20 protein-coding genes and 2 tRNA genes are annotated in these 20,140 nt (G+C 65.9%); 14 read left to right on the top strand and 8 right to left on the bottom strand.

The genetic code is table 11. The features are described from left to right. Positions 1–12 precede the first annotated feature (12 nt). Both ACQI46_RS14390 and ACQI46_RS14385 read right to left on the bottom strand, forming a co-directional pair. On the bottom strand, positions 13–279 hold the full coding sequence (locus ACQI46_RS14390; protein ID WP_427094679.1) for a hypothetical protein: 267 nt from the start codon (positions 277–279) through the stop codon (positions 13–15). Between the two features lie 175 nt (positions 280–454). Next, positions 455–530, bottom strand: a tRNA-Lys gene (locus tag ACQI46_RS14385). A gap of 160 nt (positions 531–690) precedes the next feature. On the opposite strand from ACQI46_RS14385, the gene ACQI46_RS14380 reads away from it, so the two are divergent. After that, positions 691–1,905 carry a L,D-transpeptidase gene (locus ACQI46_RS14380; RefSeq protein WP_427094678.1) on the top strand — a complete coding sequence of 405 codons (1,215 nt, stop codon included), beginning with the start codon at positions 691–693 and terminating at the stop codon, positions 1,903–1,905. A 107-nt stretch (positions 1,906–2,012) separates the two neighbouring features. On the opposite strand, the gene fmdA is transcribed toward ACQI46_RS14380, so the two are convergent. Continuing rightward, positions 2,013–3,395 (bottom strand): formamidase, encoded by a 1,383-nt coding sequence (fmdA, locus tag ACQI46_RS14375; RefSeq protein WP_427094677.1) that lies wholly within the window; start codon positions 3,393–3,395, stop codon positions 2,013–2,015. Positions 3,396–3,680: 285 nt separating this feature from the next. On the opposite strand from fmdA, the gene ACQI46_RS14370 reads away from it, so the two are divergent. Genes ACQI46_RS14370 through ACQI46_RS14355 form a run of 4 tightly spaced genes read left to right on the top strand, consistent with a single transcriptional unit; the run spans position 3,681 to position 5,894 of the window. Continuing rightward, the gene (locus tag ACQI46_RS14370; RefSeq protein WP_427094676.1) at positions 3,681–4,841 is read left to right on the top strand and encodes a tyrosine-type recombinase/integrase; all 1,161 of its coding nucleotides are present in this window, start codon (positions 3,681–3,683) and stop codon (positions 4,839–4,841) included. Beyond that, positions 4,780–5,247, top strand: a complete 468-nt coding sequence (locus ACQI46_RS14365) for a phage major capsid protein (RefSeq protein ID WP_427094675.1) — start codon at positions 4,780–4,782, stop codon at positions 5,245–5,247. The genes ACQI46_RS14370 and ACQI46_RS14365 overlap by 62 nt, the downstream gene beginning before the upstream one ends. 3 nt (positions 5,248–5,250) lie before the next feature. Next, on the top strand, positions 5,251–5,568 hold the full coding sequence (locus ACQI46_RS14360) for a hypothetical protein (protein ID WP_427094674.1): 318 nt from the start codon (positions 5,251–5,253) through the stop codon (positions 5,566–5,568). Beyond that, positions 5,568–5,894, top strand: a complete 327-nt coding sequence (locus ACQI46_RS14355; RefSeq protein ID WP_427094673.1) for a hypothetical protein — start codon at positions 5,568–5,570, stop codon at positions 5,892–5,894. The genes ACQI46_RS14360 and ACQI46_RS14355 overlap by 1 nt, the downstream gene beginning before the upstream one ends. Positions 5,895–7,117: 1,223 nt before the next feature. Here ACQI46_RS14355 and ACQI46_RS14350 read toward each other — a convergent pair. The 3 genes from ACQI46_RS14350 to cmrA form a co-directional block, all read right to left on the bottom strand. Then, positions 7,118–7,190, bottom strand: a tRNA-His gene (locus ACQI46_RS14350). A 27-nt stretch (positions 7,191–7,217) separates the two neighbouring features. Beyond that, positions 7,218–7,865: an oligoribonuclease gene (gene orn, locus ACQI46_RS14345; protein WP_427094672.1), complete on the bottom strand. Its 648-nt coding sequence runs from the start codon at positions 7,863–7,865 to the stop codon at positions 7,218–7,220. Positions 7,866–8,007: 142 nt separating this feature from the next. Then, positions 8,008–8,814 (bottom strand): mycolate reductase, encoded by an 807-nt coding sequence (gene cmrA, locus ACQI46_RS14340; RefSeq protein WP_427094671.1) that lies wholly within the window; start codon positions 8,812–8,814, stop codon positions 8,008–8,010. A 24-nt stretch (positions 8,815–8,838) separates the two neighbouring features. Between cmrA and ACQI46_RS14335 the strand changes: the two genes are divergently transcribed. Further along, positions 8,839–10,164, top strand: coding sequence for an MFS transporter (locus tag ACQI46_RS14335; protein ID WP_427094670.1), 1,326 nt, complete (start codon positions 8,839–8,841; stop codon positions 10,162–10,164). Here the strand turns inward: ACQI46_RS14335 and ACQI46_RS14330 are convergent. Beyond that, the gene (locus ACQI46_RS14330; protein ID WP_427094669.1) at positions 10,161–10,934 is read right to left on the bottom strand and encodes an MmpS family transport accessory protein; all 774 of its coding nucleotides are present in this window, start codon (positions 10,932–10,934) and stop codon (positions 10,161–10,163) included. The two genes, ACQI46_RS14335 and ACQI46_RS14330, sit on opposite strands and share 4 nt — an antisense overlap. A gap of 136 nt (positions 10,935–11,070) precedes the next feature. Here ACQI46_RS14330 and ACQI46_RS14325 point away from each other — a divergent pair, with 136 nt between their 5' ends. The 3 genes from ACQI46_RS14325 to ACQI46_RS14315 all read left to right on the top strand — a co-directional run bounded on the left by ACQI46_RS14325 (position 11,071) and on the right by ACQI46_RS14315 (position 13,399). Next, a complete protein-coding gene (locus tag ACQI46_RS14325; protein ID WP_427094794.1) occupies positions 11,071–12,918 on the top strand; it encodes an alpha/beta hydrolase family protein in 1,848 nt (615 codons plus the stop codon). 79 nt (positions 12,919–12,997) lie between these two features. Next, complete coding sequence (locus ACQI46_RS14320; RefSeq protein ID WP_427094668.1) at positions 12,998–13,207, top strand: hypothetical protein; 210 nt, start codon at positions 12,998–13,000, stop codon at positions 13,205–13,207. 36 nt (positions 13,208–13,243) lie between these two features. Beyond that, the gene (locus ACQI46_RS14315; protein WP_098003404.1) at positions 13,244–13,399 is read left to right on the top strand and encodes a hypothetical protein; all 156 of its coding nucleotides are present in this window, start codon (positions 13,244–13,246) and stop codon (positions 13,397–13,399) included. Here the strand turns inward: ACQI46_RS14315 and ACQI46_RS14310 are convergent. After that, entirely contained in the window at positions 13,396–14,022 is a 627-nt protein-coding gene (locus tag ACQI46_RS14310; protein WP_427094667.1) for a TetR/AcrR family transcriptional regulator, read from the bottom strand. The genes ACQI46_RS14315 and ACQI46_RS14310 overlap by 4 nt on opposite strands. Before the next feature lie 95 nt (positions 14,023–14,117). Here ACQI46_RS14310 and ACQI46_RS14305 point away from each other — a divergent pair, with 95 nt between their 5' ends. The 5 genes from ACQI46_RS14305 to ACQI46_RS14285 are packed head-to-tail and all read left to right on the top strand — an operon-like array spanning position 14,118 to position 20,123. After that, complete coding sequence (locus ACQI46_RS14305) at positions 14,118–15,668, top strand: carboxyl transferase domain-containing protein (protein WP_427094666.1); 1,551 nt, start codon at positions 14,118–14,120, stop codon at positions 15,666–15,668. Between the two features lie 6 nt (positions 15,669–15,674). Further along, positions 15,675–17,669 (top strand): biotin carboxylase N-terminal domain-containing protein, encoded by a 1,995-nt coding sequence (locus ACQI46_RS14300; RefSeq protein WP_427094665.1) that lies wholly within the window; start codon positions 15,675–15,677, stop codon positions 17,667–17,669. Continuing rightward, positions 17,666–18,826 carry an acyl-CoA dehydrogenase family protein gene (locus tag ACQI46_RS14295; RefSeq protein WP_427094664.1) on the top strand — a complete coding sequence of 387 codons (1,161 nt, stop codon included), beginning with the start codon at positions 17,666–17,668 and terminating at the stop codon, positions 18,824–18,826. The genes ACQI46_RS14300 and ACQI46_RS14295 overlap by 4 nt, the downstream gene beginning before the upstream one ends. Beyond that, a complete protein-coding gene (locus ACQI46_RS14290) occupies positions 18,823–19,323 on the top strand; it encodes a MaoC family dehydratase (RefSeq protein ID WP_427094663.1) in 501 nt (166 codons plus the stop codon). Before ACQI46_RS14295 ends, ACQI46_RS14290 begins: the two co-directional genes overlap by 4 nt. Beyond that, positions 19,320–20,123, top strand: a complete 804-nt coding sequence (locus ACQI46_RS14285) for an HpcH/HpaI aldolase/citrate lyase family protein (protein ID WP_427094662.1) — start codon at positions 19,320–19,322, stop codon at positions 20,121–20,123. The genes ACQI46_RS14290 and ACQI46_RS14285 overlap by 4 nt, the downstream gene beginning before the upstream one ends. The last annotated feature ends 17 nt before the right edge of the window (positions 20,124–20,140 follow it).

Here is a 20,140-nt window from a genome sequence, read left to right as displayed (position 1 = left end):
ACTGACGCGGCCCTACCGGGGAAGGCGATGCACGAGTGTTCCGGCCGGACCTTCAACGGTTGCGACCAGCCCGACGCCGTGAGTGTCGGTTTCGGGTGCAGCTTGAAGGCCGATCGTCTTAGTTCCGGTCTTCTTGTCGATGTGAAAACGCTTCACGTCGACAACGAAAGTTGTGGGCGATCCGTCAGGCAGGAACGTCCATAGCGTGTCGCCGGTCTCGATGTGCTCGATTGGCACCTGGTCGAGCACGGTGCCGTCTGGGGTTTTAACGATCGTCATGGTTGAACGGTATTCGGCCGCACCGACAAAGTGGCACAACACGCCGTTTGCTGTGGTGGGCCGGTTTCCGCAGCGTGGAGACAATGTGGAGACCTTTTGGCCTCATCTGCCACATCTGTCACAGTCAGCAAATGCCCTGAAACGACAAAAACCCTGCCTAAGCAGGGCTTTCGTGTGGTGCGCCGTCAGGGTTTCGAACCCCGGACCCGCTGATTAAGAGTCAGCTGCTCTACCAACTGAGCTAACGGCGCGCGTGTGAGACAATAACAGGCCTCGCGGCGTGAGCGGAAATCGCCTAGTCGCGCGGTAGCGCCGGCGACATCGCGGTCGCACGCCCAGTCCGAAATCAACCGTAGAATCGACGCCAACGATTGCGTTGGGCGTGTTTGCGTATGCGAGGGGTGACGAAGTATGTGGCAGGTCAAGACAGCGAGTCGGCGACGGCGCGCGTGGTTGGCGACCATGGCCGTGATTCCGGCAATGCTCCTGGGCCTGACGGCCTGCGGATCGGGCACGCAGACTGATGAACCGCAGACCATCAGCGACAAGGGGACCCCGTACGGGGATCTGCTCGTTCCGCGGTTGAAGTCCTCGGTCGAGGACGGCGCGGTCGGCGTCAGCGTCGACTCGCCGGTCAGCGTGAGCGCCGAATTCGGTGTGCTGGGCGCTGTGTCGATGGTCAACGAGAACGGTAAGGACGTGAAAGGCAAGCTGTCCAAGGACGGCTTGACGTGGGAGACCGCAGAACCGCTCGGCTACAACAAGAGCTACACGTTGACCGCGGAGTCGCTCGGCCTCGGGGGCGTGACCACCCGCGAGATGACGTTCGAGACGCACTCGCCGGAGAACCTCACGATGCCGTACGTCTCACCCACGCAGGGCGAGGTCGTCGGTGTCGGACAGCCGGTCGCCATTCGCTTCGATGAGAACATCCCCAACCGGCTGGCCGCACAGCGGGCCATCACAGTCAAGACCGAACCGCCGGTGGAGGGCGCCTTTTACTGGCTCAACAACCGCGAGGTTCGCTGGCGGCCGGCCGAGTACTGGAAGCCGGGCACCAAGGTCGACGTGCAGGTCGACACCTACGGGGTGGATCTCGGCGACGGTCTGTTCGGTCAGGACAACGTGTCGACGAGTTTCACCATCGGTGACCAGGTGATCACGACCATCGACGACAACACCAAGACGCTGACCATGCGCCGCAACGGCGAGGTGGTCAAGACCATGCCGGTGTCGATGGGCAAGAACAGCACACCGACCAACAACGGCGTCTACCTCGTCGGTGACCGTCGCTCGCACATGGTGATGGACTCGTCGACCTACGGCGTCGCGGTCAACTCACCCAACGGTTACCGCACGGAGGTGGACTGGGCCACCCAGATCTCCTACAGCGGCATCTACGTCCACGCCGCACCGTGGTCGGTGGGCAGCCAGGGCAGCAGCAACGTGAGCCACGGCTGCATCAACGTCAGCACCAGCAACGGCAAGTGGTTCTACGACAACTCCAAGCGCGGTGACATCGTCGAGATCGTCAACACGGTGGGCACCACCCTGCCGGGCACCGACGGGCTGGGCGACTGGAACATCCCCTGGGAACAGTGGAAGGCCGGAAACGCCAACGTGTGACCGAGCCGGAAAGCGAGAACGCCGTCTACGAAAGTAGACGGCGTTCTGTTTTCGGCCCGAGGCCTGATCCACACCGAAGCAACGTGGCTCGTTGCGCCGGACTCGGTCTACCGCAAGAGCTTTCGCAGTGCGGCACGCAGGGGCCGCGCGGCCCGGCCACCGAGCTGCTGCGCGGTCGGCAGCAGGGCGCGCTTGTCCTTCGGGATTGCGCGGAACACCGCGTCGTCGGGGAGGTTCGACGCGTCGGCGCGCGGCGGCGGCGTCGACGTCACCACCTGGTGCGGCCCGTCGGTGCTCGGCTCGATGTCGAAGTCGAAGATCGCCGTCGGCAGGTACACGGTGGCGCAGGCGTTCGGGATGTCGACGACGCTGGACAGGTGTCCTTCGATCGGCGCCGCACCGAGCAGCAGGTACGCCTGTTCGCGCGAGTAGCCGAACGCGGTGAGGTAGTCGATCGCGTTGAGGCAGGCGCGCTGGTAGGCGACGTAGGGGTCGAGGTGCTTCTGTTTGCCGTCGCGGGTGACCGAGATGCCCGAGAAGGTCACCCATCTGTCGTAGGTGGGGGTGCCGTCGCCCGGGACGAAGATCGGGTTGTCGCGGACCTTGTAGGTGTCCATGCCGCCGGGGATGACGTCGACGTGCAGGTCGATGTAGCCGCCCATCTCGATGGCGCCGCAGAAGGTGATCTCGCCATCGCCCTGCGAGTAGTGCAGGTCCCCGACCGACAGATGGGCGCCGTCGACGAAGACCGGATAGAAGATGCGGCTGCCTTTGGTGAGGTTCTTGATGTCCTGGTTTCCGCCGTTCTCGCGCGGCGGTGCGGTCTGCGCGGCGACCAGAGACAGGCGGGCCACGTCGTCCTCGGACGCCTGGCCCAGCAGCGCCCCTTTCGGCATGGGTGGCAACGCCAGCGGCGGCACGCGCAACGGCTTGGTGGCGATGAGTTTGGCTTCCCGCTTGTTCCACGCCGCCAGCAGGTCGGATGACGGCGCCGTGCCCATCAGCCCGGGATGTGGGGCGGCGCCGATCCGCACACCCGGAAGGTGTCGCGACGTCGCGTGACCGTCGGCGAACTCCCAGATCGCCTTGTAGGCGTCGGGGAACTCCTCCTGCAGGAATCCGCCGCCGTGGCGCCGGGCGAAGATACCGGTGTAGCCCCAGCTCTCGCCGGGCAACGGCCCCGATTCGCCTTCGGTGGTCGGGCCGATGTCGACGATGTCGACGACCAGCAGATCGCCCGGCTTGGCGCCTTCCACCGCGAACGGACCACTGAGCTTGTGGCCCTGGTGAAATGGCGCGTTGAGGATGTCGTCGGCCGATTCGGTGTTGCGGATGTCGCCGTCGAACCAGTCGCGGCAGTGCACCCGGAAGGTGTCGCCGCGCCTGACCGTGGCGACCGGTGGAATGTCCGGGTGCCAGCGGGTGTGGCCGAGCAGGTCTTGCTCGTCGAAGCGCTTGTCGGGGTCCAGAGGGAAAACGACATCCGGCATGTTCGCCAGGGTACGGAGCAATGACGTCGGTACCGCGGCAGTTGTACAGCCTCCACAACGAACGAAGCCCCACCTGCGTACATACAGGCGGGGCATCGTTCTCAGCTGGGGTGGCTGACGGGACTCGAACCCGCGACAGCCAGGATCACAACCTGTCTGTAGAAATGTCACATTGGCGCAGCTCAGACCATATTTACTAAGGGCGCATCTGCAACCTTAGTCGGGACAAAAATGCCTGTTCAGAGACACGGACGGACACGTTAGCGTTGCGCTAAGGTTGCAAACATGGCCACACAGAGGACAGCCAGGAGACGTAATTTCGGCACCCTGCGCACTATGCGAAACGGTCGCGTTCAGGCTAGCTACGTCTACGACGACGGACGCCGGTACTACGCCACACACACGTACGACAACCGCACCGACGCTGAGGGGTGGTTGGCCAGTGAACGCAAGCTGATCGAACTCGGTGAGTGGTCGCCGCCCGAGTCCAGGGCGGCGTTGAAGGCTGTCGCCGGTATCACCTTCGGGGAGTACGCGGAGCAGTGGTTGAAGCAACGCGACCTCACACCCAAGACTCATGCCCTGTACCGTCAGCTCCTCGACAGCCGGATTCTGCCGACGTTCGGCAATCAGATCCTGAGGGCCATCACCCCGGCAACGGTGAGAGCGTGGTGGGTCGGCTTGGGGAAGGACACCCCGACGAGGAACACGCACGCCTATCAACTCCTAAAGGCGATCTTCAATACCGCTGTCGCGGATAAGGCGGCGTCGGAGAATCCGTGTCAGATCAAAGCGGCAGGGAAGCCGCCGAAGGCCCGCGACGTGAAACCTCTGACACCGGCAGAACTGGTGAAGGTGGCGGCGTCGGTACCCGAGGCATACCGGGTCGCTGTCCCGGTGGCCGCGTGGTGCGGTCTGAGGTTTGGTGAACTCATCGAGCTGCGCCGCAAGGATGTCTCCGACGTTGATGGCCGCATGGTGTTGAAGGTGCGACGGGCGGCGACTCGTGTCGAGAACAAACTTGAGGTTGGTCGGCCCAAGACGGATGCCGGTATCCGCGACGTGACGGTGCCGCCGCATGTGGCCGATGAGCTTCGTGAACACATGAAGAAGCACACTGGCAGGGGGCCGGAAGCGTTCCTGTTCACGACGACGCGGGGTCAGCGGTTGTCGACTACTGCGTTCACGAAGGCCGTCAAACGAGGATTCGCAGGCGTAGGGAAGCCGGATATGCGTGTGCATGACCTGCGGCACGTGGGGGCAACCTTGGCCGCGCAGGCTGGGGCGACTACGAAAGAGCTGATGAGTCGGCTTGGCCACACGACGCCAGGTATGGCGATGCGATACCAGATTGCCGCGCAGGAGCGTGACGCGAAGATCGCTGATGCTATGTCGAAGCTCGCGACTCAGTATCCAGACCGGCGTCCTGGACCTGGCCGATCCTGACTCGCTGATTGACGGTTTGGCCGCTGCGCAGGGCAACCACGTCAACCCGACACATTGGGTGATGACCCCTGCGTCCTTCGCCGCCATCCGCAAGATTCACGTCGGTACTGATGACCGCCGTTACGTAATCGAACCGAACACCATTGCCAACGGCGTTGGTTTCCAGCTCTTCGGGCTACCGGTCATCATCACCGATTTCATCCCGAACACTGGCACGGCACCGGGTAAGGCACGCGTGGCACTGGCCGACATGAGCATGGTGGTCGTGGCTCGCGACGTCAACGCCGAGGTCAAGATTCTCGACCAAACCTTCGGCGACTACGATTCGATTGGAATCCGTTGTGTCGCAAGGTTCGACGTTGCCGTGCTGCAAGCCAAGGCTGTAACGCTTCTGACCGAGGCGTGAGACATGGCAGCGGTGACACCGGCCCAGTTGGAGGCATTCTTGAACCGTCCGGTCAACTCGGCGCAGGCGCAGGCTGTGATCGGCATGGTCACCGCACTGGCTGAGGCATACACGCGATCCTCAGGCTTCGTTGCGGGCGAGCCTAATTCGGAGATTGAGGCCGTGGTGCTGGGAGCGAGCGCCAGGGTCATCTCGAATCCTCGTGGCATCGAGATCACTGAGGCGAAGGGGCCCGAGTCTGCTGCTTTCCGTGGCGCATTCGGATCGTGGACTGTCGCGGAAACCTATGTGCTCAACCGTTATCGGAAGCGTGCAGAGTAGTGGCTACCGCGAAGGTGTTTCGCCCAGAACGCAACTGGAGAGGCGAGAATGTCGGCGGTGACGGATACCTCGGGGAGGTGGCCGGTGTCATCGTCGGGGGCCCGTCTGTGCAGCCGTTGGCGAAGTTTCCGGGCACCGTGGACACTTCCGGCATGCTGGGCATTCCGTACGCACAGACGAGCGGTATCAGTGTGCGTCAGCATGACCGGCTGCTCATCGGGTCGACACAGTATGCGATCACCAGCGACCCTCAGTGGACGGACGAAAACACCCTGACAGGCACCCCGCCCACCCACTATTGGGTCGAATACCGAAGCACCTCCTAAGACAACGCCCGCTGGTCGGCTAGAGCCAGCGCAAGCGGGGCGGACTAGGAAACCGCCCACACACACCCCTAGCTCCCGTCCCCCTCTCTTCACATCTCTCTGGGGACGGTTGAGCTGGGGGTGGCGTGTATCTATGATCAACCACCGTTTTGGGGTCGCTTCGGCATGGCGGAGGCACCGCGCGGAGTCCCACGTGCCCCTCAAGGTGTGCGGGGCCCGTCTGGGGGTATGGTTTCTGATCTTGAGGTGGGTTCAGGGCTGGTCGCGCCGGGAGCGGTTGTCGTAGGTGTCGGCCCCGAAGCTGTCGGCGGTCCTGTTGTCGCTGGTGCCGTGACCGTGACCGTGATTGTTGTTGTAGGAGAGGGAGATTGATTAGGCTGCCACTTCACGACAGCCAATCCAATTAGGAAAATCACGCCGCCGCCAACGATCGAACTTATGACAGCGACCGGCAATGGTTTGGTTGCCAAGGTATGCCAGAAGGACGCTTGTCCACCCGCCTTCGCGAAGGCCCTGCTTTTACTCAGAGGTGGCGCGCTCTTCGCTCCCGATGGTCCGGTCGATGCAACTGGTGCAGAGGAGGGCGCGGTCTCGCCGCCGTTGTCCGTCGGTGCGTTCGGAAGTTGAATCGGCCGCGCCTGCCAGCTGGCTGCGTTCTGCCGCGTGATCTCGACTTCGAAGCGCCGTTTCAGAGTTTCGATGATGCCCGCCGTTTCGCTTGAGGTCGGAGTGGCGACTTCGCACGTCACCTCCACCGTCTTAGACAGGAAGTTGGACACATCTAGGGCGATTGTGTGACGAAGGTCAGACCCAGGGGAGTACAGATTCGTGTACTCGATGCTGATGCCGTCGACACTATCCGTGTGTGCGACCGTGTCCTCTAGTTCGTCGGAAGTCACGCCATGAACGGACTCGTGTTCTGACGATACGTAGTAACCCCTGGCTTGTAGCTGCGGGATGGACTTGGTCCCAATCACAAGGTGTGGTTCAAGAGCACGGATAACCGTCAAGAGTTGATCAGCAGGTGCCTCAGTAGCGAGTTGGAACTTTCTACGGACACTCGCCACGTGCGTCTGCTCCTCAAGTTGACTCTCCCAGGACGATCTTACGAACCCAGGTAATCGTCGGGCGCGCTGTGACGCGAGTCTGAAGGTTGCAATAAGGGTGCAGCTACTGCCGAAACGCAGAAGGTGGGAGAGTCGAAAACCCTCTCCCACCTGCGGGGTGGCTGACGGGACTCGAACCCGCGACAGCCAGGATCACAACCTGGTGCTCTACCAACTGAACTACAGCCACCATCGCCGCAGAAGCGGCTTGGTCATACTAGCGGTTGTTGTCCTCGGAAACCGAATCAGTATCGGGTTCCGGCGCCGACGTCGGGCCCAACTGGGCCGCGACCGCCGCGATTTCGCTGGTGGACGGCCCTGGCGGGGCGACGAATGCGGTCTGGCGGTAGTAACGCAACTCACGGATCGACTCGTGGATGTCGGCCAGCGCCCGGTGCGCCAGACCCTTCTCGGGCTGGCCGAAATAGATCCGCGGATACCAGCGGCGGCACAACTCCTTGATGGAGCTGACGTCGATCATCCGGTAGTGCAGATAGTCGTCGAGCTTGGGCATGTCGCGGGCGATGAAGCCGCGGTCGGTGGCGATCGAGTTCCCCGCCAGCGGAGCGGTCTTGGCCTGCTTGACGTGCTGCTGGACGTAGTCGAGCACCATGGCCTCGGCGGTGGGCACGTCGACCGTCGAGGCCCGCACCTCGTCGACCAGACCGGATTTGGCGTGCATCTGGGCGACCACGTCGATCATCGACGACAGTGAGTCCTCAGGGGCATGGATGACCACGTCGAGGCCCTCGCCGAGGATGTTCAGATCCGAGTCGGTCACCAGTACCGCGATCTCGATGAGCCGGTCGGACTTGAGGTCCAGCCCGGTCATCTCGCAGTCGATCCACACCAGTTCATCGCGCACAGCGCTCAACAGTAAGGCAGCCGCCGGACAGGGACGCTGGACACCTGCTAATTCGTCCGTCCCCGTCCGCCGAACTTGCGCTCAGCGTGGGGTTTAGGGCGACTTGACGCGCGTGGAATGCAATTTCGGCGGGGAGCGCGCGTCAGTCGCCGGCAAGCTTCTTGTACACCGCGCCGACGATCGGCGCGACGACGGCCCGCGGCGCGTAGCCGCTGGCCGCCGACATCGCCTTCGACGTCAGTCCGGGCACCACGCGCATCTTGTTGCGGTCCAGGCCATCCAGAGACACCTTCGCGGTGTAGTGGGTGTCGATCCAGAGGAAGTCAGGGATGACCCGCTCGACCAGCGACTGCTCGTCGGGATCGGGCAGCTCGGTGCGCACCGGCCCGGGGGCCAGCACCGTCACGTGGACCCCGGCCGATTTCACCTCCCCGCGCAGCGATTCACTGAACGTGTTGACGAACGCCTTGGTGGCCGCGTAGGTCGCGTTGTTCGGGATCGGGGAGTTCCCGGCCGCCGAGCCGGAGATCAGGATGCCGCCGGCGCGTCGCTCCACCATGCCCGGCAGGACCGCCAACACCAGATCGTGCACGCCGAGCACGTTGAGCTGCACCTGCTTGCGCTCCTCGGCGGGATCCAGGGCGGCCACCGGACCGAACGTCGCGGTGCCGGCATTCGCGCAGAGGATGGAGATGTTGCGGGTGGCCAACTCGTCGCACAGGGACTGACGGTCTGCTGGGTCGGCCAGATCCACCGCGCGTACTTCGACGGTCACGCCGTACTGCTCCCGCAGCCGTGCGGCGAGATCCTCGAGCACCTCCTGCCGGCGCGCGGTGATGATCAGGTGATGACCGCGGGCCGCGAGCTCGATGGCCAGGGCCTCGCCGATGTTCTGCGACGCACCGGTGACCACTGCGCGGGCCTCCGCGCTGGGAGCGGGTACTGGCATGGGCGGACTATATCGTGGGCTGCCATGAGCGAACCGCGTCCGGTCCGGCCGTTCGTCGGCGACGGGATGCGGTCCCGCATCCTGTCCTGGGCGCTATGGGATTTCGGTGCCACCGCGATCAACGCGATCGTCGTGACCTTCGTGTTCTCGGTGTACCTGACCCGTGGTGTGGGCGACGATCTGCCCGGCGACACCAGCCCGGCGAGTTGGCTCGGCCGGACCCTGGGGTTGGCCGGTCTCGTGGTCGCCGTGCTGGCTCCGGTGACCGGCGTGTGGGTCAACGCGCCCGCCCGTCGGCGGCAGGTGCTTGCCGTCCTGACCGGTCTGGTGGTGGCCTTCACCGCCTCGATGAGCCTGATCCGCGACGACCACCGCTACCTGTGGCCGGGGCTGGTGCTGCTGGCGTGCACCGCGGCGTGCAGCGAACTGGCCACCGTGCCCTACAACGCGATGCTGCGTCAGCTCTCGGACGCGCAGAATGCGGGACGGATCTCCGGATTCGGTTTGGGCCTGGGCTATTTCGGTAGCGTGCTGGCGCTGCTGGTGGTCTACCTCGGCTTCGTCTCCGGCGACGGCGAGACCCGCGGACTGCTGGCGCTGCCAGCCGCCGACGGGCAGAACATCCGGGCGGCCATGTTGTTGGTCGCGGCGTGGTTCGCGTTGTTCGCGCTGCCGCTGCTGATTTCGAAGCCTCCGCCCACGCCGGCTGTCTCGGAGCCGGAGCAGCCACGCGGTGTCCTCAACGCCTACCGCAAGCTGTGGAGCGACGTGCGCTCCGAATGGCGTCGCGACCGCAACGTCATCTACTACCTCGGCGCCAGTGCGATCTTCCGTGACGGGCTGACCGGTGTCTTCACCTTCGGCGCGGTGCTGGGCGTCACGGTCTACGGCGTGTCCGAAGCCGACGTATTGCTGTTCGGCGTCGCGGCCAGCGTGGTGGCCGCGATCGGCGCGCTCGTCGGTGGCCGGGTGGACGACCGCGTCGGCTCGAAGCGGGTGATCGTCGCGTCGTTGTCGGCGATGATCCTCATCGGTGTGACGTTGGGCGCGTTGTCGGGTGTCTTGGCCTTCTGGGTGTGCGGCCTGCTGTTGTGCTTGTTCATCGGCCCGACGCTGTCGTCGGCGCGCACGCTGATGCTGCGGATGTCCGCGCAGGGCAAGGAGGGGATGGCCTTCGGGTTGTACACGACCGCGGGCCGCGCCGCGACTTTCCTGGCGCCGTGGCTGTTCTCGCTGTTCATCGACATCTTCGACAGCGAACGCGCAGGCCTGGGCGGGCTGGTGCTCGTTTTGGTGCTCGGCCTGGTGGCCCTGGTCGGCGTCCGGGCCCCGCATCGCAGCGGCGGCTAACGGCCCCCGGTGCAGATGGTGAGCCCCACCCCGGTGCGTTCCAGCACGACCACACCGTCGACCGTGATCGAGCAGGTCACCTCGCGCCCCACGTTGATGATGCTGACACTGGCGGCGTCGGCACCGGGTTGGGGCAGGGCGACCTCCTTGCTCCACGGCAGCATCACGTTGAACTCGGTACCCAGCAGGCCGTTGGAGTCGACGTAGCTGATGTTGATCGCGCGTCCGGTGCCGCTGACGGTGTAGACGACGGTGTCGGTCGGTCCCGGCGGCGCCGTCACCGTCGTCCGGGGACTGGTCGGCACGGTAGGCGGGGGCAGCGCCGGCGTGGTCGGTCGCCGCGGCGAGGTCGTCGTCGTCGGCGCGGGCCGGCTGGGCGTGGTGAAGCTCGGCTCGGGCGGCGACGGCACCGGCGCCACCATGGTGTCTTGCCGCGAGCTGTTGACGATCACCAGGGCGATGACCAGACCGACGACGGTCACCACCGCCACGCCGGCCACCACCCACAGCCACCGCGGCGACTTCGGGCCGTCGGGTTCGGGCGGTTGGGAGCCCGGGCCGGGCTGATACTGGTTGGTCGCGTACGGGTCGTAGCCGTAGGGCGGGTACGGCATCTGCTCGGTGGGCGGCGGCTGGTAGGGGGAGCCGTAGGGCGTTTGGCTCGCGTACGCCGGGTCCGGATAGCCCGGGTAGGCCCCGTACGGCGGCACCGGGGGGTCCTGGCGTCCGTGAGGTCCCCATTGTTCCCCGCGCGAGGGTGAATCCGTCATATCCACCTCATGCGTGCAGGGTACCCGTGCGCCGCGGACCGGCTGGGCGCACGCCGGGCCGGGCGGCGCCCACAACTTGAACCGGGCACAATCGGAGACCGTGGCACAGCAGGTTCGCCGGGTCTACGGAGCGTCGATGTCGCCAGACGCCACCGCATTCGCCCACCTCGTCGACGACGGCGGCTTCCCGCGTGCGGTGCAGCGGTTCCTGCGGGGGTGGCGCGCGAGCTCGTCTCGTGACGTCGAGCTGCCGGTCGAAGGGCCCGTGACGCGCGTGATGCACTCGGCCGACGGCCACTGGCTGGCCTGCCAGGTGGCCCCCGACGGCGGTACCCGCACCCAGATCTGGGTTGTCACAACAGATCCCGATGATCGTGATGCCCGCCGTATCGATTACTGGCCGACGGGCGTGGAGGGCACCGCCGAACTGATCAACTGGGACGGCACGCTCGTCGCGGCCATCTTGACCGGCGCCGACGGTGTCGGTAGCTCGTGTCTGATCGATCCCGCCGACGGCACCACCACCGTGCTCGATCGTCGTTCGGGCGGGCGGTTGGTCGACGCGTGGGGCGGGGCGTCGCTGGTGCGGGTGGGCCCACGGGGCTATCGCGAGCTGATCATGCTGCGCGCACTGACCGAGACGGCACTGCTGCCTTTCGACCCGGGCTCGACCACCGACACCGGCCTCATCCTCGACGACCACAGCCCGCGCCGGCTGCGTTCGGGGCCGGACGGCGAAACCACTCAGCTGTACCACCCGGCGCGTGACTACCCGCACGACAGCACCGAGGGCTACGTGCGTGCACTGATCCGCAGCGAGAACGGCACCGAGCATGCGCGTCTGCTGGAGGTCACCGTCACCGCCGACGGTGTGGCCTACCACGTGGTGGCCGAGCGTCCCGGGTACGAGCTCGACGAGTTCACGGTCTCCGACGATCTCTCCACGGTGGCGCTGTTGTGGAACCTCAAGGGCGCCAGTGAATTACAGATCCTCGACCTCGTCGACAACACGTTGCACGATCCGATCCCGTTGCCCGGCGGCATGGTGGCCAGCGAGCTGAGCATCAGCGCAGGCGGAAACATGCTCGCGCTGACGGTGGAGGGGCCGTCCAAGCCGCCGACGGTGGAACTGGTCGATCCGCGGACCGGTGAATGGGAGCCCATCGATCGGGAACCCAGCAGCGGACCGGTGTCCGGGGACCCCACGCTGGAAACGGTGGTGGCGCGCGACGGTCTGGAGATCACCGGTTGGTTGTTCCGCCCGCCGCAGGGTGTGCCGACGATCGGTGCCATGTTGTTCCTGCACGGCGGACCCGAAGGGCAGGGCCGACCCGGCTACAACGAGTTCTTCCCCGGACTGCTCGACGCCGGCATCGTCGTCTTCCTGCCGAATGTGCGCGGCTCAGGCGGCTTCGGCCGCACGTTCATGCACGCCGACGATCGGGAGAAGCGGTTCGCCGCGATCGACGACGTCGCCGATGCGGCACAGTTCCTCGTCGGCAACGGTCACGCCCCGGCCGGGCGCGTCGCGTGCTGCGGTTGGTCCTACGGCGGATATCTCACCCAGGCCGCGCTGGCGTTCCATCCCGACGAGTTCGCGGCCGGCATCAGCATCTGCGGGATGAGCGACCTGAACACCTGGTACCGCACCACCGAGCAGTGGATCGCCGCAGCGGCCTACCCGATCTACGGTCACCCGGTCAGCGACCGGGACCTGCTCGAGGAGTTGTCGCCGTTGCCGCGCGCCGCCGCGATCACCGCGCCGTTGCTGCTGGTGCACGGTCTCAACGACACCAACGTGCCGCCCACCGAGTCGCAGCAGATGTACGACGCCCTGGTCGAATTGGGGCGACACCCGTCGTTGCTGTTGTTCGACGACGACGGACACGAGATCGACAAGCGCGAAAATCGGGCGGTACTGCTGAAGGAGATGACGGCCTGGCTGAGCGACGCCTTCGACGACGCTCCTGATCTTGTTGAGTGATCTTGGTTTACCGAAATTAGCTGCCGGGTAAAACCTTGCTGCGCGTCGCTCACGACGTGCACGACGGAGGAGGCACGGCATGCGAGGAATTCTCGGCATCATTGTTCTCGTCTGGTTGTTGATCGGCGTGTTCGCGGCCTATCAGCGTGATTACTTCGGTGGTGCCGAGGGGCAAGCCAACTGCGCCACCGCCGGGAGCATCGCGTTGACCGTGGTTGCCGGGCCGCTGAACTACGCGGGTGTCAATCCGAAAGTCACCGATTGTCAGGTCCCGCAACCCAGTCAGTAATCCGCTGACTGGATCAAACCAAAGAATGGAGTGACCATGATCGTCCTGGGCGCGATCCTGTTGATCCTGGGTCTCTTGTTCGGTATCTCGATCCTCACCTACATCGGAGTCGTGCTCCTGGTCATCGGTGCGGTGTTCTGGATCCTCGGCTCGGTCGGCCGTCCCGTCGGCGGCAGAAAAGTCTGGTATTAGCCCCTCTGGCTAGGTAATTCAGCCGAGGTCAGCGCCGCGACCGTCATTGCTCGCAGGACGGTCCGGGAGCTGGCCTCGGCTGTTTTTGTCATACCGGGTTTGACGCTGTGCGCCGTGGAGTTCAGCAGGCCGAACGCAGCGTGCGCCATCAGGCGTGCGTCGGTCTCCGAGAGCGTGCGGTCGCGCCGCCGCAGCACGTCGACCCAGATCTCCACGTACTGGCGTTGCGCACGCCGCACCTGACGTTTGGCGCCCGGCGGCAGATTGCCCAGGTCGCGGTCCTGAATGCGGATGAGGTCCGACTCGCCCAGCGCGAAGTCCAGATGGAAGTCGATGAGCGCGGCCAGGGTGGTCTCGGCATCTGCGGCGCGCGTCATCACGTCGCGGGCGCCGGCCAGCAGCCTGGTGCTGATGCCGACGAGCAGTTCGGCGAGAAGCGCCTCTTTGTTGGGGAAGTGCCGGTAGATGGCCGGACCGCTGACTCCGGCCGCAGCTCCGATGTCTTCCAAACGCACAGCCAGATAACCATATTCGGCTATCAGCCGCTCGGCAGCGGCGATCAGCTGTCCTCGGCGGTCCGATTTGGCCCTGCTGCGCGCTGAGGCGGTGTCCGCGGTGTTCATGGAGCGCCTCCAACTGATGGTGGACATTCACAGTTAACCCTGATTAACTTACCACCCGGTTAGTCGTCATTAACTCAATCAGAATGGGTGACCGGATGGCAGCGCGGGCCTCACACCGTGACGATCACGTCGCACTCGTCGAAGAGCTGCGGTCCAAGCTGGCCGTGGCGGCGCTCGGCGGACCGGAACGGGCGCGGGAGCGACATGTCAGTCGCGGCAAGTTGCTGCCGCGCGACCGCGTCAACGGCCTGCTCGACCCGGGCAGCCCGTTCCTGGAAATCTCCGCGCTGGCCGCCGACGGCATGTACGGCGACGAATGTCCCGGCGCCGGGATGATCGCCGGTATCGGCCGGGTGTCCGGCCGCGAAGTGATGATCGTGGCCAACGATGCGACGGTCAAAGGCGGCACCTATTACCCGATCACGGTGAAGAAGCACCTGCGCGCCCAGGAGATCGCCGCGCAGAACCGGCTGCCCTGCGTCTATCTGGTCGACTCGGGCGGTGCCTTCCTGCCCCGCCAGGACGAGGTGTTCCCGGATCGCGAGCATTTCGGCCGGATCTTCTACAACCAGGCCACCATGAGCGCCGACGGTATCGCCCAGATCGCGGCGGTCCTGGGCTCCTGCACGGCCGGTGGAGCCTACGTGCCCGCCATGAGCGACGAAGCCGTCATCGTGCGCAACCAGGGCACCATCTTCCTCGGCGGCCCACCGCTGGTGAAGGCCGCCACCGGTGAGGTCGTCAGCGCCGAGGACCTCGGCGGGGGCGATCTGCACTCGAAAGTCTCCGGTGTCACCGACCACCTGGCCCACGACGACCGCGACGCGCTGCGGATCGTCCGCAACATCGTGGCCACCTTGGCGCCGCGCTCCGCGCCCCCATGGGAGGTCGCACCCACGGTCGACCCCATCGCCGATCAGACCGAGCTCTATGACGTCGTCCCGGTCGATTCGCGGGTGCCGTACGACGTGCACGAGGTGATCACCCGGATCGTCGACGGTGGCGACTTCTCGGAGTTCAAAGCGAACTACGGCACGACGCTGGTCACCGGGTTCGCCCGCATCCACGGTCACCCGGTGGGGATCATCGCCAACAACGGAGTGCTGTTCGGTGAATCCGCGGTCAAGGGAGCGCATTTCATCGAGCTGTGCGACAAGCGGTTGGTGCCGCTGCTGTTCCTGCAGAACATCAGCGGCTTCATGGTCGGTCGCGACTACGAGGCCGGCGGCATCGCCAAACACGGCGCCAAGATGGTCACCGCCGTCGCCTGCGCGCGGGTACCCAAGCTGACCGTCGTCATCGGCGGGTCCTACGGTGCGGGCAACTACTCGATGTGCGGACGGGCGTACTCACCGCGGTTTCTGTGGATGTGGCCCAACGCGCGCATCTCGGTGATGGGCGGCGAGCAGGCCGCCTCGGTCCTGGCCACCGTGCGCGGTGACATGAACGCCGAGGAGGAAGAAGCCTTCAAGGCCCCGATCCGCGCCCAGTACGAAGAGCAGGGCAACCCGTACTACTCGACCGCGCGGCTGTGGGACGACGGCGTCATCGACCCCGCCGACACCAGAACCGTTGTCGGGCTGGCCCTCTCGGTTACCGCGCAGGCGCCGCTGGAACCGGTGTCCTACGGCGTCTTCAGGATGTGATCTGCGATGTCTGACAACCTCTTCGACACCGTGCTGGTGGCCAACCGCGGCGAGATCGCGGTGCGCGTGATCCGCACCCTGCGGCGACTCGGCATCCGTTCGGTGGCGGTGTTCAGCGACGCCGACGCCGACGCCCGCCACGTCGCCGAAGCCGACGTGGCGGTGCGCCTCGGTCCGGCTCCGGCGCGGCAGAGTTACCTCTCCATCGAGGCACTGCTGTCGGCGATCGAACGCACCGGCGCCCAGGCAGTCCACCCCGGCTACGGATTCCTGTCGGAGAACGCGCAATTCGCCGAGGCGCTGGACAGGGCGGGGGTGAGCTTCATCGGCCCGCCCGCCGCGGCCATCCGCACCATGGGCGACAAGATCTCGGCCAAGGCGGCGGTCTCGCAGTTCGGAGTGCCCGTCGTGCCCGGGATCTCGCGTCCGGGACTGACCGACGACGAACTGATCGCCGGTGCCCCCGAGGTCGGGTTCCCGGTACTGGTCAAACCGTCGGCCGGCGGCGGCGGCAAGGGTATGCGCGTGGTTCACGACGCCGGCGAGCTTCCGGCCGCTCTGGCCTCGGCGAGGCGCGAGGCAGCGTCGGCGTTCGGCGACGACACGCTGTTCATCGAACGCTTCGTGCTCAACCCGCGTCACATCGAAGTGCAGGTGCTCGCCGACCGGCACGGCAACGTGGTGCATCTCGGTGAACGTGAATGCAGTCTGCAGCGCCGCCACCAGAAGGTCATCGAGGAGGCACCGTCCCCACTGCTGGACGCGGCCACGCGCGCCCGGATCGGCGCGGCCGCCTGCGACACCGCCCGCAGCGTCGACTACACCGGCGCGGGCACCGTCGAGTTCATCGTGTCCGCCGATCAGCCCGACGAGTTCTTCTTCATGGAGATGAACACCCGGCTGCAGGTCGAACACCCGGTCACCGAGATGGTGACCGGATATGACCTCGTCGAGCAGCAGGTGCGCATCGCCGCGGGGGAGAAGCTGCCCATCGGGCAGGACGACATCGTGCTCACCGGGCACGCCATCGAGGCCCGCGTGTACGCCGAGGATCCCGGTCGGCAGTTCCTGCCCACCGGAGGTCAGGTCGTCGGGCTGCGCGAACCCGCCGGGCCCGGCATCCGGGTCGACTCCGGTCTGCGCGTAGGCACCGTCGTGGGCAGCGACTACGACCCGATGCTGTCCAAGGTCATCGCCTACGGCAACGACCGTCGCGCCGCGTTGCGTGCGCTCGACACCGCGCTGGCCGACACCGCGGTGCTGGGTCTGACCACCAACGTCGAGTTCCTGCGGTTTCTGCTCGCCGACGCCGATGTGGCGGCCGGGCGCCTCGACACCGGTCTGCTGGACCGCCGCATGCCCGACTTCGCGCCCACCCCCGCACAAGACGAGGAACTGATCGCCGCCGCGGCATACCACTGGCTGAACAGCTGGCCGAGCGCGCCGCACAGCCCGTGGGACGTGCCCTCGGGATGGCGCATCGCAGGCCGTGCACCGATCTCCGTCCGGCTACGCGCCGGCGACCGCACCGATCACGTCTTCCTCACCGGAACCCCCGACGATGCCTCGGTGACGATCGAGGACGGTCGATCCCGTTCTCTGACCGCCGGTTTGAAGGGTGGCAAGCTCGTCATCGTCCTCGACGGACTGCGCACGGAGTATCTGGCCGCCGCGCATGACGAGCAGCTCTGGCTCGCCGGCGCCGGCCGTGTCACCATGGTCGAAGAGGTCCGCGAAGCCCCGGTGCGGCCCGACGACGCGCACAGCGGTGACGCCGAACTGACCAGTCCGATGCCCGGCGCAGTGGTCGCGGTGGGCTTCGAGAACGGTGCGACGGTAACCGCCGGCGAGGTCGTCGTGACCGTCGAAGCCATGAAGATGGAACACGCACTTTCCGCGCCCGTCGACGGCGTGGTGGAACTGCTCGTTGCCGCCGGCGAGCAGGTCAAGGTGGGCCAGGTACTGGCCCGGATCACCGCAAGCGAGGAGCCGAAGGCATGACGGACTTTTTGGCCACCGGGACACTCCCGGACCACTACGAACAGCTGGCCAAAACGGTCCGCGACTTCGCGCAGAGCGTCGTCGCCCCGGTGTCGGCCAAACACGACGAAGAGCACTCCTTCCCGTACGAAGTCGTGGCGGGGATGGCCGACATGGGGTTGTTCGGCCTGCCGTTCCCCGAGGAGTACGGCGGCATGGGTGGCGACTACTTCGCGCTGTGCCTGGCGCTCGAAGAACTCGGCAAGGTCGACCAGAGCGTGGCCATCACCCTCGAAGCCGGGGTGTCGCTGGGTGCCATGCCGGTGTACCGGTTCGGCACCGAGGAACAGAAGCAGGAGTGGCTGCCGCTGCTGGCCAGTGGCAAGGCGCTCGGCGCGTTCGGCCTGACCGAACCCGGCGGTGGCAGCGACGCCGGGGCGACCAGGACCACCGCGAAGTTGGACGACGGACACTGGGTCATCAACGGTTCCAAGCAGTTCATCACCAACTCCGGCACCGACATCACCAAGCTGGTCACCGTCACCGCGGTGACCGGTGAGCGCGACGGCAAGAAGGAGATCTCGTCGATCCTGGTGCCCGTGCCCACGCCCGGGTTCACCGCCGAACCGGCCTACAACAAGGTCGGCTGGAACGCCAGCGACACCCATCCGCTCAGCTTCGACGACGTGCGCGTCCCCGAGGAGAACCTGCTCGGTGAGCGCGGCCGCGGCTATGCGAACTTCCTGCGGATCCTCGACGAGGGCCGCATCGCGATCGCGGCCCTGTCGGTGGGTGCCGCGCAAGGTTGCGTCGACGAGAGCGTCAAGTACGCCAAGGAACGCGAGGCGTTCGGCCGGGCGATCGGCACGAACCAGGCGATCGCGTTCAAGATCGCACGGATGGAGGCACGCGCACACACCGCACGCGCTGCGTATTACGACGCCGCGGCGCTGATGCTGTCCGGCAAACCGTTCAAGAAGGCCGCGGCGGTGGCCAAGCTGGTGGCCAGCGAGGCGGCGATGGACAACGCGCGCGACGCCACCCAGATCTTCGGCGGCTACGGCTTCATGAACGAGTACACCGTCGCCCGGCATTACCGCGACAGCAAGATCCTCGAAATCGGTGAGGGCACAACCGAAGTCCAGCTGATGCTGATCGGAAGGGAGCTCGGCCTGTGAGTGACGAGACGCCGAAGAAGATCGTCGTTCAGCGCGGTCTGTGGTTCGAGGAGTTCGAGACCGGAGTGCTCTATCAGCACCGGCCGGGGCGCACGATCACCGAGGCCGACAACGTGCTGTTCACCACGCTGACGATGAACACCCAGGCGCTGCACCTGGATGCGGCGTTCTCCGATGCGCTGCCGCCCTTCAACGCGCGTCTGGTGAACTCGATGTTCACGTTGTCGACTCTGGTCGGTCTGTCGGTGGCGCAGCTGACGCAGGGCACGATCGTCGGCAACCTCGGATTTTCCGAGATCGCGTTCCCGAAGCCGCTGTTCCACGGCGACACCCTCTACGCGGAAACCGAGATCACCGACAAGAGGGAATCCAAGAGCCGGCCCGGTGAGGGCATCGTCACCTTCGCCCACACCGGACGCAACCAGCACGGTGACATCGTGGCCACGGCGTCGCGCAAGACCATGGTCCGCAAGCGCCCCCAGGAGGAAGACCAGTGACGTTCGCGAGCGGTCCCGGCTGGCTGTTCTGTCCTGCCGACCGGCCTGAGCGCTTCGAGAAGGCCGCAGCGGCAGCAGATGTCGTCATCCTCGATCTCGAGGATGGTGTCGCGGCCAAGGACCGGGAAGCCGCCCGCAAGGCGCTGATCGACACTCCGCTCGACCCTGACCGCACCGTGGTGCGGGTCAACCCCGTCACCACCGACGATCACCGTCTGGACCTCGAGGCCCTCGACGCCACCAAGTACACCAAGGTGATGCTGGCCAAGACCGAATCGGCCGAACAGGTGGCGTCGCTGGCTCCGCGCGAGGTCGTGATCCTGGTGGAAACACCCCTGGGCGCGCTGGCGGTGGCCGACGCGGCCAGCGTGCAGAACGCGTTCGCGGTGATGTGGGGTGCGGAGGATCTGTTCGCGGTCACCGGCGGAACGGCCAACCGGTGGCCGGACGGCAGCTACCGCGACGTCGCTCAGCATGTGCGCTCGCAGAGTCTGTTGGCTGCCAAGGCCTATGGTCGGTTGGCGCTGGATTCGGTGTACATCGACATCAAGGATCTCGACGGTCTGCGCGCAGAGAGTGACGACGCCGTGGCGGTCGGTTTCGACGCCAAGGTGGCGATCCATCCGTCCCAGGTCGCGGTGATCCGGTCCGCCTACGCCCCGACCGAGGAACAGATCGACTGGGCGCGGCGCGTTTTGGACACCGCACGCAACCAGCGCGGGGTGTTCCAGTTCGAAGGCCAGATGGTCGACATGCCGGTGCTGCGCCGCGCCGAACGAATCATGGCGTTGGCGCCGTAGTCATCGCCGGCAGCCTC

This window comes from Mycobacterium sp. SMC-4 (assembly GCF_050205565.1).
GTDB lineage: Bacteria > Actinomycetota > Actinomycetes > Mycobacteriales > Mycobacteriaceae > Mycobacterium.
Note: the sequence above shows the minus strand (reverse complement) of the source record. Positions and strands in the feature narration are given on the sequence as shown.

Excerpts from the sequence above, each read along its gene's own strand:
- ACQI46_RS14390 (WP_427094679.1), bottom strand. The coding sequence starts at position 279 with ATGACGATCGTTAAAACCCCAGACGGCACCGTGCTCGACCAGGTGCCA.
- ACQI46_RS14380 (WP_427094678.1), top strand. The coding sequence starts at position 691 with ATGTGGCAGGTCAAGACAGCGAGTCGGCGACGGCGCGCGTGGTTGGCG.
- fmdA (WP_427094677.1), bottom strand. The coding sequence starts at position 3,395 with ATGCCGGATGTCGTTTTCCCTCTGGACCCCGACAAGCGCTTCGACGAG.
- ACQI46_RS14370 (WP_427094676.1), top strand. The coding sequence starts at position 3,681 with ATGGCCACACAGAGGACAGCCAGGAGACGTAATTTCGGCACCCTGCGC.
- ACQI46_RS14365 (WP_427094675.1), top strand. The coding sequence starts at position 4,780 with ATGCTATGTCGAAGCTCGCGACTCAGTATCCAGACCGGCGTCCTGGAC.
- ACQI46_RS14360 (WP_427094674.1), top strand. The coding sequence starts at position 5,251 with ATGGCAGCGGTGACACCGGCCCAGTTGGAGGCATTCTTGAACCGTCCG.
- cmrA (WP_427094671.1), bottom strand. The coding sequence starts at position 8,814 with ATGCCAGTACCCGCTCCCAGCGCGGAGGCCCGCGCAGTGGTCACCGGT.
- ACQI46_RS14335 (WP_427094670.1), top strand. The coding sequence starts at position 8,839 with ATGAGCGAACCGCGTCCGGTCCGGCCGTTCGTCGGCGACGGGATGCGG.
- ACQI46_RS14330 (WP_427094669.1), bottom strand. The coding sequence starts at position 10,934 with ATGACGGATTCACCCTCGCGCGGGGAACAATGGGGACCTCACGGACGC.
- ACQI46_RS14325 (WP_427094794.1), top strand. The coding sequence starts at position 11,071 with ATGTCGCCAGACGCCACCGCATTCGCCCACCTCGTCGACGACGGCGGC.
- ACQI46_RS14320 (WP_427094668.1), top strand. The coding sequence starts at position 12,998 with ATGCGAGGAATTCTCGGCATCATTGTTCTCGTCTGGTTGTTGATCGGC.
- ACQI46_RS14315 (WP_098003404.1), top strand. The coding sequence starts at position 13,244 with ATGATCGTCCTGGGCGCGATCCTGTTGATCCTGGGTCTCTTGTTCGGT.
- ACQI46_RS14310 (WP_427094667.1), bottom strand. The coding sequence starts at position 14,022 with ATGAACACCGCGGACACCGCCTCAGCGCGCAGCAGGGCCAAATCGGAC.
- ACQI46_RS14305 (WP_427094666.1), top strand. The coding sequence starts at position 14,118 with ATGGCAGCGCGGGCCTCACACCGTGACGATCACGTCGCACTCGTCGAA.
- ACQI46_RS14300 (WP_427094665.1), top strand. The coding sequence starts at position 15,675 with ATGTCTGACAACCTCTTCGACACCGTGCTGGTGGCCAACCGCGGCGAG.
- ACQI46_RS14295 (WP_427094664.1), top strand. The coding sequence starts at position 17,666 with ATGACGGACTTTTTGGCCACCGGGACACTCCCGGACCACTACGAACAG.